Origin of the sequence: uncultured Methanobrevibacter sp. (genome assembly GCF_937898925.1) — an archaeon.
Classification (GTDB): domain Archaea; phylum Methanobacteriota; class Methanobacteria; order Methanobacteriales; family Methanobacteriaceae; genus Methanobrevibacter.
This window is the reverse complement of record NZ_CALDKF010000089.1, coordinates 1-11,889: the sequence shown is the minus strand read 5'-3', so window position 1 is coordinate 11,889 and position 11,889 is coordinate 1. Positions and strand designations below refer to the sequence as shown.

The 11,889-nt window shown below is 36.5% G+C and carries 7 protein-coding genes; 1 reads left to right on the top strand and 6 read right to left on the bottom strand.

The features are described from left to right. The 3 genes from glp to ileS form a co-directional block, all read right to left on the bottom strand. Positions 1–1,166, bottom strand: a 1,166-nt coding sequence (gene glp, locus Q0409_RS07190; RefSeq protein WP_298536464.1) for a gephyrin-like molybdotransferase Glp, incomplete at its 3' end; no start/stop codon positions are given. Between the two features lie 103 nt (positions 1,167–1,269). After that, entirely contained in the window at positions 1,270–3,480 is a 2,211-nt protein-coding gene (gene purL / locus Q0409_RS07185) for a phosphoribosylformylglycinamidine synthase subunit PurL (RefSeq protein WP_298536463.1), read from the bottom strand. A 9-nt stretch (positions 3,481–3,489) separates the two neighbouring features. Then, positions 3,490–6,900, bottom strand: coding sequence for an isoleucine--tRNA ligase (gene ileS, locus Q0409_RS07180; protein WP_298536462.1), 3,411 nt, complete (start codon positions 6,898–6,900; stop codon positions 3,490–3,492). Positions 6,901–7,273: 373 nt separating this feature from the next. Between ileS and Q0409_RS07175 the strand changes: the two genes are divergently transcribed. Continuing rightward, positions 7,274–7,618 (top strand): DUF192 domain-containing protein, encoded by a 345-nt coding sequence (locus tag Q0409_RS07175; RefSeq protein WP_298536461.1) that lies wholly within the window; start codon positions 7,274–7,276, stop codon positions 7,616–7,618. 82 nt (positions 7,619–7,700) lie between these two features. Here the strand turns inward: Q0409_RS07175 and Q0409_RS07170 are convergent, their stop codons facing one another. The 3 genes from Q0409_RS07170 to Q0409_RS07160 form a co-directional block, all read right to left on the bottom strand. After that, complete coding sequence (locus Q0409_RS07170; protein WP_298536460.1) at positions 7,701–8,399, bottom strand: dihydromethanopterin reductase (acceptor); 699 nt, start codon at positions 8,397–8,399, stop codon at positions 7,701–7,703. Between the two features lie 151 nt (positions 8,400–8,550). Then, positions 8,551–9,825, bottom strand: a complete 1,275-nt coding sequence (gene glyA, locus Q0409_RS07165; RefSeq protein WP_298536459.1) for a serine hydroxymethyltransferase — start codon at positions 9,823–9,825, stop codon at positions 8,551–8,553. A 342-nt stretch (positions 9,826–10,167) separates the two neighbouring features. Beyond that, on the bottom strand, positions 10,168–11,889 hold a 1,722-nt coding region (locus Q0409_RS07160; protein WP_298536457.1), incomplete at its 5' end, for a CoB--CoM heterodisulfide reductase iron-sulfur subunit A family protein.

The window sequence follows — 11,889 nt, the reverse complement described above, 5'->3', positions numbered from 1 at the left end:
ATTCCTTCATGGTTTTCATCAATGATAATGTAACAGTTTGCCTCTACCATTGACCTAATTATACCAGAACCTCTATTCAATACATGATGAACACCATTATCATCAGCTACTGCACGAATATAATCTGTTCTTCCAAGAGATGAAGGTATTTTGGTTTTGGATACCCTATTAATCACTTTATGGGAATAATCGAGCCCTTGCATTTTAAAGAGATAATGCCTTGCAATTATATCAAATTGACCCATAGCAGCTACAGGTTGACCTGAAAGCATAAACACTTGGGTTCCATTGACTATACCTGCACCAACAGGCTTTCCTGGCCTCATTGCAACACCATGGAATAGGACTTCCCCTAATTCCTCAACCGCTTCAATGACTACATCCCCTTTGCTGATAGCGGTTCCACCTGTGGTGATTACCACATCATATTCCTTGGTTGCCTTATCAATAGCTTCCTTAACCCCTTCAAAATCATCTGCACCATGTTCTATTTCTACTATAGCTCCAGCACTCCTAATCAATGCTGCGATGGTAAATTGATTGGAATTGATGATTTTAGCCTTGTCAAGCTCTGGAGAAGGTTCAACCAATTCATTCCCGGTTATTAGCAGCTTGACTCTTGGCTTTTTGTAAACTTCAACTTCACTGTGTCCTGCTGAAGCAATCAAGCCCATCTCTTGCGGTCTGATTAAAACATTCTCCCCTAACAATTCATCTCCTTCAGCAATGTCTTCAGCCTTTGGAGAGATGTTTTCACCAGGAGTCACTTGTGAATGGATCTCTAAATTATCACCGTCTTCATAGGTGAATTCCTTCATTAAAACAGCATTTGCACCATTTGGAATCGGTGCACCAGTTGCTATTACAATAGCTTCTCCATTGGATAATGTTTTTTCTGAAAAGTCCCCTGCTCCAATCCTATCAATGATCTTTAATTCTTTAATGACATTATTGGAAGCACCAAAGGTATCCTCTGCAATCACTGCATATCCATCCATTGCAGATTTGTCAAATGGAGGGGAGTTATGAAAAGAGGAAATGGAATGGGCTAAAACTCTTCCTTGAGAATCTTTCAAATGAATCTTTTCTGTATCCATAAGCTTTTGATTCTCATCAATTTTAGCTAAAGCGTCTCCCAATGGAATTAAATTTGATATAAACTTCATGTTATCGTCCAAAAAATAAATTAATAAACTAATAAATAAACTAATAAAATAAATAAGATTAAATTTTTAATAAAAAAATAAAAGAAATGATAAATATTATAAATTAAGCCATATACTTTTCAATGACACCATGATAAGCATCATCCAAGTCAGCTACAGCTAAATCTACAATGGTTTCATCATCTTTCTTAATGACTAATGAATCTCCCTTGACTTCACCGATAATTGCAGCATCCACATCAATGGAATCGAGTATTTCATCTGCCTTATCAGCACTTACAGTTATGATAAATCTTGCATGGGATTCTGAGAACAACAAGTTATTGTCGCTAATGCCTTCTTCAGCTGGAACCTTGCTAATGTCCACTTCACAACCAAGTTTGCCGCTCATAGCCATTTCAGACAATGCAATAGCTATTCCACCAGCGGATACATCGTGGGTAGCGGTTATTGCAAGTTCATCTTCGCCTTCAAGGAATTTTACATAATCCCCATCATTTTCAATCAAGTCAAGAATGGTGTTTGCAGATGCCAATTCATCATCAATCCTGATTTTAGGAGCATCCCCTTGTTCAAGAGAATGTACCGCTCTATGGTATTCGGAACCTTCAACTTCATCATAAGTCTTACCGATAATGATGATTTTATCTCCTTCTTCCTTGAATGGGAGTGTTCTGATGCTTGAAAGCTTTTCAACACCGATTACCCCTACTGCAGGGGTTGGGTTGATTTTAATACCTTCTGTTTCATTGTAGAAACTTACATTTCCACTTATTACCGGAGCTTCGAATTTCTCTGCAATGTCAGACATTCCCTTAATGCACTCCTTGAATTGCCAAAGGATTTCAGGAGTTTCTGGGTTACCGAAGTTTAAGCAATCTACAACAGCATAAGGTTTTGCACCCATTGAAACCACATTACGGATTGCTTCCGCTACACTTCCTGCTCCACCATCGTATGGAGTCAATTTAGTGTGGATTGTATTTGAATCAGCGGTAATTGCAACAGCGGTTTCATCATCAATTTGCAATACAGCTGCATCATCACCAGGTTTTACAACAGTTCTGGTTTGAACTTCATGGTCATATTGCTTGTAAACCCATTCCTTGCTTGCAATGTTAGGGGAGGACAACACTTTAATCAATGATTCATCTATTGGGCCATCTACCACTTCAACCAAATCAGTTGGTTTAGCAGGCTCTCTCATTTCCCTATCAAGTGAAGGTGGGTCTGCTAAAAGGATAGTTGGAACATCACATAATGTTTGGAGTTCCACTTCTGCATCGAAATCCTTTACAACCATATGGTTTCCATCAGTTACTTCACCGATCACTGCAGAAGGGATTTCGTGCTTGTCACAGATAGCTTGAGCCAATTCAACATCTTTAGGGTTAATGACAAAAATCATACGTTCTTGTGATTCTGAAAGCATAATTTCATAAGGGGTCATTCCCTCTTCACGAAGAGGAATAGCCCTAAGGTCTACAACTGCACCGTTTCCAGACTTGTCCACAAGTTCTGAAACACAGCAGGTAAGACCTCCACCACCTAAATCCTTTACACCGGAACAATCGATTTTTTCAAGGATTTCAAGTGAAGCTTCAAGCACTCTCTTTTTGGTGAATGGATCTGCCACTTGCACAGCAGGACGGTCTTCAGTTTCAGAGTTGGAGGTTAACTCTTCAGATGCAAAGGTTACTCCATGAATACCATCTCTACCAGTGGTTCCACCCATAAGCAAGAAGACATCTCCAATGTTTGGAGCAACTGCCATTACGATTTCATCCTTTTTAACAAGCCCTGCACACAATACGTTTACAAGAGGGTTTGTTCTGAAGGATTCGTCAAATTCAATCTCACCAGCAACAGTTGGAACACCTACCCTATTACCATAGTCAGATATTCCTTCAACAACATGCTCAAACAAGTATCTTGACTTTTGGTCTTCAAGTGGACCGAAACGTAAGCTGTCTAGAAGTGCAATCGGCATTGCACCCATAGAAATGATATCTCTTAGGATTCCTCCAATACCAGTACCTGCTCCACCGTAAGGTTCAATAGCTGAAGGGTGATTATGACTTTCCATACCTACAGCAAGAGCGTACTCATCTGTAATGGATACAAGACCTGCATCGTCTCCAGGACCTAAAACTATGTTTTCTCCTTCAGTAGGGAACAATTTTAAAATTGGCCTACTACTTTTGTATGAACAGTGTTCAGAGAACATTACGTCTAACATTCCCTCTTCCAATTCGTTCATTTCTCTTTTGAGAATTCCTTCAATATATTTTACTTCAGAATCTGTTAAAGTCATAAAAACACCTTAGATAAGTTTAACAACAGAAATAATCACTTTGTTATCTTCAATAATCCATTCTTTTGAATATTCAATGGAAATATCATCATCAACATTCTCTTCTGTACCTTTAAGTGTACAGATTTCACAAGCTTCACCATCAAATATTACAAGTGACTTAGCCCTTACCTCTTCACTTATTAAATCGGATTGCTTTTCAACCAATTCCTTGAATTCAGCATTGGTATTTACCATAACGCCGATATTGGCTTCAACATCCAAGTCCATGTCCTTTCTCATGTCTTGGATTCTTCTAATAAGTTCACGAGCCATAGCTTCAGATAAGATTTCTGGAGTGATTTTAGTATTCACGAATACATTTCCTCCAGCAAATTCTGCACTTACAACATCATCAGGAAGCTCAGTTTCATAAAGAACATCATCAACTGAGAGTTCAATTTCTTTTAAATTGCCTTCTCTATCTTCTCCTCTCACTACATACTTGCCAGTAGAGTCCAAGCTATCCTTAATGGAATTTCCTGTTCCATCGGCTTTAGCTTGTGCGAAGAATTTTTGTACAATGCCCATATCTCCCTTAAGTCTTGGACCTAAGGTCTTGAGATTAGGTTTTGCAATGAATGTGAGGTTTTCAAATTCAGTAGCTGTAATGACTTCTTTTGTATTTGATTGATCTTTAATAATGTCTTCAAGTGAGGATATGCTTTCCAAGATTTCCTCATCCTGTGATACGACAGTTATATCACTTACAGGCCATCTTAACTTGTATCTTGCAACATCCCTTGCTCTTGCAGATGCTTCGATAACATCTCTCACATTATCCATTTTAGCTTCAAGTTCCTTATCGATTAAGGATTCATCATACATCCAATCATCCATATGAACACTTTCTGCAGCATCAGCATTCAAGTTTTTAACCAAGTTTTCATATACCTCTTCAGATAAGTGAGGGGTAATTGGAGCCATTAAATGGATTAAGGTATTGAGTGTAGTGTAAAGTGAATAGTATGCGCCTAACTTGTCTGGGTCATCGCTTTCCACCCAAGTCCTTCCTCTAATCAATCTTACATACCATCTGCTTAAGTCTTCAAGTATGAAGTTGTTTATTGCTCTTGTAGCTAAGTGGAAGTGCACATCATTGATTGCTTCACCCACTTCTTTTGCAAGGGAATTTACACGGGATAAGATCCATTTGTCCTCATTTCTTAAAGTGACATTTGCATCAGGACCGTCAACTATGCATTTTGCAGGGTCGAATTCGTCAAGAGCCATATAAGTGGTTGAGAACACATATACGTTCCAGAAGATATTGAACATCTTTTTGACATTGTTCAATTCATCCCATACGAACTTAAGGTCATCCCATGGCTTACAAGTCCATAAAAGGTAGAATCTGAGTACATCTGCACCGTATTTCTCAATGACTTCCTCAGGTTGAACTACATTTCCTAAGGATTTACTCATCTTTTTACCTTCTTCGTCCAATACGAATCCGTGCATTAAAACCTTGTTATATGGAGCTTGGTCCAAAGCGATTACACCAGTTCCTAATTGGGAATAGAACCATCCTCTGGTTTGGTCGTGTCCTTCACAAATAAAGTCATAAGGATACCATTTATTAAACATTTCCTCTTCACGAGGGTAGTATAAAGCTGCCCAACCTGCTACTCCTGAGTCAATCCATACATCCAATACATCAGGAATACGTTTCATAGGTGAATCGCAGCCACAATCACATTTAATCAATACGTCATCAACATAAGGTCTGTGTACTAAATCTTCATCACTTGCAGTGATTTCATTGATTGATTCATTTTTAAGCTCTTCAACTGAACCGATTACCTTGATTTCACCACAATCAGGACAAATCCAAATAGGTATCGGAATACCCCAGTACCTTTGTCTTGAAATGGTCCAGTCCTTAGCGTTAGCTACCCAATCATGGAATCTTCCTTCACCAGCCCATTTAGGTACCCATTCAACTCTATCAATTTCAGATAGCATCTTTTCCTTGATTTCAGGCACTTTAATGAACCATTGTTCAGTAGCTAAGTAAATAATAGGAGTCTTACATCTCCAACAGACACCATATCTGTGGTTGATTGTATCATGCTTAAACATTAAATCTTGAGCAATTAAATCTGCAATAATGGTGTCATTCAAGTCTTTGGTAAAGCCTTCAGCATAGATACCACCATCTTCGGTGAAACATCCTGCTTCATCCACTGGACAGTGTATAGGAAGTCCTACTTTTTGACCGATTTCAAAGTCCTCAGGACCGTGTCCAGGCGCAGTGTGTACAAAACCGGTACCTTCACCTAACTCTACATGGTCTCCATGGAAAGTGGAATGAACTAAACTGTTTTCCGCTTCAATTTCCATTTGTTTTGGTACTTGTTCTGCTAAAGGATAAACATAAGACAAACCTAAAAGTTCAGACCCTTTTACGGTTTTGATGATTTCATACATCACTTCTTTCTCTTCCTCAATGATGTATTTCTTTTCTTTAGACTCTTCATCTTCAGGATCATATTTAGGATTTGGCAATTTGTTTTTGTGAATAACTTCAATTGGACCTAAAACAGTTTCCAATAGCTCTTTTGCTATGATGAGGATTTCTTCTCCACTTTCATTCAATCTTTCATCTACCTTTACGAAAGAATAATCGAATTCTTCATTCAAACAAATAGCTAAGTTTCCAGGAAGTGTCCAAGGAGTGGTTGTCCATACAAGGAAAGACTGTTTCAAATCAGCATAATCTCCATCTGTGATTAATTTTTCCTTAAGTGGGAAACGTACATAAATGGAAGGGTCATCTCCTTCAGTATAGTCAATTTCAGCTGCAGCAAGTGCAGTTTGACAGTGAGGACACCAGCTGATTACCCTTTGGTCACGGGTAAGCAAGTTCTTTTCATGAGTTTTCTTCAATGTCCACCAAGCGGATTCCATATATTTAGGATCCAAGGTCATATAAGGGTTGTCCCAATCCATCCAAACTCCTAAGCTTTTGAATTGCTCAGTCATTGCAACCTTATTTTCCATTGCAAATTCCTTACATTTGTCGATAAAGTTGTCAATACCGTATTTTTCCTCAATTTCCTGTTTGGATTCAATGCCTAACAATTGCTCTACCTTATGTTCGATAGGCAATCCGTGGGTATCCCATCCAGCTTGTCTTCTTAAAGAAAATCCATTCATGGACTTGTAACGCAATAAGGTGTCCTTGATAACCTTATTCCAGGTAGTTCCTAAATGGATTTTTCCACTACAATATGGAGGCCCATCTAAAAAGGAATATTGTGGACCATTTGCTCGCAATTTATTTGTTTTTTCATAAATATCAGAATCTGCCCAAAAGTTTTGGACCTTTTCCTCTATTTTTTTAAAGTCATAGTTTTTCTCTGCCTCTTTTAACGGCATATCGATTCTCCTAATAAATGTGATTTTTTAAATTTATTAAAATGGTAAATCTTATAAAAATTTAAGATAAAATTCATTATCTTAATGATTTTAATAAATTATATAATATATATTATTATGATATATATTTCTTATTTTGAATGTAAATAAACTTTATTATTATTAATATTTATAAAAATAATAATCATATTATAATTATAATGTTATGATGAAATTTAAAAATTGCTATTTACTTGTTAAATTGATTTTAAAGTGTTAAAAAGTTTTTAATAATGAAAATATTTATAAATATTGAAAATAAATAGAAAATAATAGAATTATGGTAAAAATATTGAAAAATAAAAGAAATAAAACGAAGAAAAATTTAAAGTCCATGACACTTATAAAATCAAATGAGGAAATTGCAAAAATCAGAATAGCCAATACTTTTTTTAGTCGCTTAATGGGACTTATGTTTAAAAAAAATGCAGAGGTTCCATTGCTCTTTGAGATTCCTGAGAGAATAAATAAGAAGGAAAGATCTTCAATCCATAGCTTTTTCATGAGGTTTGAGATAGTTTTAGTTTTTATTGATAAATGCAATGTGGTTTATGAAATAGCTGAATTAAAGCCGTGGAATTGTTATATTCCTAAAAAACCAGCAAAATATATAATGGAATTTGATAAAAGAGAATTTGATGATTGCTTGAAAATAGGTGATGAGGTAGAAATAAAATAGATGTAATGTCTTTAAAATAAGCATAGATAGAAAATAAAAAATAAAAATAAAAAATAAAATTAAAAAATAAAGGATAGAAACATTATAAATCTAAGCTATCCATAAGGCTTTGAGGAGAGTCGAAAATCTCGATTCCTTCCATTTTTTGAAGTTTTTGAGTGTTTTCAATATCAATTTCCCTCATATGCATTGTAATTATTTTTCCTGTAGAAACTGCATCATATGGGCAAATGTCCTTACAGGTTCCACAGCCAATGCATTTCAATAAATCAATCTCTTCATGGGCAATGATTGCACCATTCGGACAAGCCAACGCTGCCTCACATTCATCACATTTTTGGCATTTGGTCTTTTCAAGCTTTGATGGCAATATTGTTTCAACATCTCCTGGCTCAATGTCTACAGGAACCATAAGAGTTCTTACCCTGCCTTTTCCAGCTTGTGCAACAGCATTGGTTACGAGAGTGTCTGAAATTCCATGAACTATCTTAGCAACTGTGTTTGCAGTTGTAGGTGATACTATAAGCAAATCATATTTTCCAAGTGAAAGCCTGCCAGTAATTGGAAAGCTGAATTTCTGATTTGAATCGCTTGCAAGTTCATTATACCTTCCACCAGTTACAGCAACAACCCTATCATAAAGACCGTACATCTTTAAAACTTCCTCGGAAGCCTGTGATAAAAAGACAGTCAAATCGTTGTCTTTTGCCAATTCTTCCATAGCTTCAACGCTTTCCTTAAGCAAATGTCCTGCACCGGTAAAAGCCCATCCTATTTTCATGAAATATCCCCTAAATAAAATTAATATGATTAATGTCTAAATATGAAAAAATTAAATATAATCCAATTAAATTGGTCTATAATAAAAAAATAATAAAAAATAAAAAAAGAATTTCAGCCAATGGACTGAAATTATTTAAATTCAAAAAGGATTAGATATGTTCAATGAACTTGTATCCTTCTTCTTCTGTGAAAGCGTAGTGAATGGTTCTGTACTGAGACATGAATTCAGTGACTTCATCCTTGATGTCCACTTTGTCACCTTCAGCAACTCTCCAGATGAACTGCGCTACTTCTTCCATTTCTTTCTCTTTCATTCCTCTTCTGGTGATTTCCTGAGTACCGATTCTGATACCAGATGGGTCATCACTGTCATTTACATTGTCACCAGGAATGAGGTTTTTGTTAAGAATAATGTTGTTTTGCTCTAATTCCTTAGCTAAGATGGTAGCTCTTTTAACATCTCTTACATCCATACCTACTTGGTGGGATTCAGTATATCCCAAATCTTCACATAATACATTGAATCCTTGTTCAGCAAGAGCTCCAGCTAATGCTTTAGCGTTTTTAATGGTTTGTTTAGCATAAGCTTCTCCGAACTCTAACATTTCAGCGGTAGCAATACCTAAACCAGCTAAGTGGTGTAAGTGATGGTTACTTACTACACCAGGGAATACAGCATTGTCAATTAATTTTTCATTTTTCTTATCTGATAAGATGATTCCTCCTTGAGGACCTGGGAAAGTCTTGTGGGTACTACCCATAAGGACTTCAGCTCCTTCTTTTAAAGGATCTTGGAATTGTTTACCAGCAATTAATCCGAGAACGTGAGCACCGTCGTACATAATGGTTGCTCCTACTTCATTAGCTGCATCTACAACTTCAGATACAGGGTGTGGGAATAAGAATAAGCTTCCTCCAAAGAGGATTATTTTTGGTTTTTCCTCTAAGATCATTTTGTTCAATGCATCAGCATCAATATTCATTACTTCTGGATTGAATGGATGTTCTAAAGTTTTTAATCCTCTAATACCTGCAGCACTTACATTTGCATGGGAGATGTGTCCCCCGTAAGGAATGTTCATTGCAATCATCTTGTCTCCAGCATTAGCAAAACCGAAGAAAGCGGCGAGGTTTGCAGTTACACCGGAAACAGGTTGAACATTTGCATAGCTACAGTCATAAATCTTACAGGATAATTGTTTTGTAATGTCTTCAATTTGGTCTATGTAGGTACATCCTTGGTATAATCTTTCGTAAGCTTGCCCTTCAGCATATCTGTGAGCCAAATCTGAAACCATTGCAGTTGTAACAGCATTACTTGTGGTATTTTCACTTGCAATGAGGTTAACGCTGTCTCTCATCCAGTCATTATGAACTCTCATCAAGTCATTAATCTTATTCATATCTTCTTCATATTGATACATCATAACACCTATATTCTCTTAAATAACTTATTAAACATTAAATATTATTTTTTTAATTAATAGCAAAATAATAGAATTATTAAAAATTTCAAAAGTTTATAAAAATCAGAAATAATAAAAAAATATTCTAAAAATATAATCTTATAAAATTCTTATTAATATATAATATAATTTTTTAATTAAATAAAAGTTTTTATTAATTTATATATTAATTATATTATTTTTTATATTATTTTTTAATTCGAGACGAGTAAAATAGTGAGAAAAATAGTTAGTGAATATACAAACAAATAAAAATTGTTTAAAAAAAAAGAAAAAGAAAAAGAGAATAAATCTCTTAATCTATTTTGCAACATCTTCGAGAGCTGCTGCAATTTGTGCCATAATTTGTTCGGTTTTGAAGTGGTTTTGGTTCATAGCACCAGATGGACATGCACCTACACAGGTACCACATCCTTTACATAATGCAACGTTAATAGCTGCGTGTTTGTCTGCGCCTTCACCTTCAATACTTACAGCACCGAATGGACATAATTCTACACATACTTCACATGCACCACAAACGGTGGTATCAGTGTCAGCAGTAATAGGTTCGATTTCTACTTCACCTTTAGCCATTGGGATAGATGCTCTTGATGCTGCAGCAGATCCTTGTGCTACTGCGTCAGGAATATCTTTAGGACCTTGTGCTACACCAGCAATGTAAACACCGTCAGTTAAAGTGTCAACAGGTCTGAGTTTTGGGTGAGCTTCCATGTAGAATCCGTCGGAAGTTCTGGATAAACCTAAGGTTTGTCTGAGTTCGTTAGATCCTTTAGGAGGTTCTAATCCTACAGATAATACAACTAAGTCGTAGGTGTATTCAGTTACTTTTCCGAGTAAGGTGTCTTCTGCTCTTACAGTTAAGGTTAAGTCATCGTTTTCGATGATTTCAGCAGGACGTCCTCTGATGAATTCAATTCCGTATTTTTCTTGGGAAGTTTTGTAGAACTCTTCGAATCCTTTACCGAATGAACGGATATCCATGTAGTAACAGGTTACTTCAGTGTCAGGTTCGTGGTCAATACATAATTGAGCGTTTTTCATAGAGTACATACAACATACTCTTGAACAGTAGGATTTACCGATTTGTTCATCTCTTGAACCGACACAGTGGATGAATGCAACACGTTTAGGTTCTTTACCGTCAGATGGTTTTTGTACGTGACCACCAGTAGGACCGGATGCGTTGATCATTCTTTCAATTTCCATTGCGGTAATTACGTTAGTGTATCTACCGTAACCGTATTCGTATTTTTCGGTTGGGTCATATGGGTCGTAACCGGTTGCTGCAATAATGGTACCAACATGGAGTTCGATTTCTTCTGGTTCCATGTTACGGTCGATTGCTTCAGGACCACATACGGTTTCACAAAGACCACAGTCGATACAGTAGTTTTTGTCGATAGTTGCACAGAGAGGTACTGCTTGAGGGAATGGGATGTAAGCTGCTCTTACCATACCTACACCTTCGTCGTAGTAGTTAGGTATTTCGATAGGACAGACTTCTTGACATTGTCCACATCCAGTACAGTCTTCTTCTTTAACGTATCTAGGTTTTTTCTCAACTTTTACAGTAAAGTTACCGATGTAACCGTCTACTTCTTTTACTTCTGCGTAAGTAATTAATTCAATGTTTTCGTGTTTGGAAGTGTCTACCATCTTAGGTGCGAGAATACACATGGAACAGTCTAAGGTAGGGAAGGTTTTGTCTAATTGACCCATTCTTCCACCGATAGTTGGGTTTCTTTCTACCATGTAGGTTTTGAATCCCATATCAGCTAAGTCTAATGCAGATTGAATACCTGCTACTCCACCACCGATAACAAGACATTTTTTGTCTACAGCTACTTTAGAAGCTTCGAGAGGTTCTAATAATCTAGCTTTTGCAACTGCCATACGGGTTAAGTCTTTTGCTTTTGCAGTTGCTTCAGCAGGTTGGGTCATGTGTACCCAAGAGTCTTGTTCTCTTAAGTTAGCAAATTCAAATAAGAACTTGTTTAATCCAGCTTCTTCTACACATCT

Bases quoted from the DNA above. Each gene is read 5' to 3' on its own strand.
- Q0409_RS07170 (WP_298536460.1), bottom strand. From the start codon at position 8,399: ATGAAAATAGGATGGGCTTTTACCGGTGCAGGACATTTGCTTAAGGAA.
- ileS (WP_298536462.1), bottom strand. From the start codon at position 6,900: ATGCCGTTAAAAGAGGCAGAGAAAAACTATGACTTTAAAAAAATAGAG.
- purL (WP_298536463.1), bottom strand. From the start codon at position 3,480: ATGACTTTAACAGATTCTGAAGTAAAATATATTGAAGGAATTCTCAAA.
- glyA (WP_298536459.1), bottom strand. From the start codon at position 9,825: ATGTATCAATATGAAGAAGATATGAATAAGATTAATGACTTGATGAGA.
- Q0409_RS07175 (WP_298536461.1), top strand. From the start codon at position 7,274: ATGACACTTATAAAATCAAATGAGGAAATTGCAAAAATCAGAATAGCC.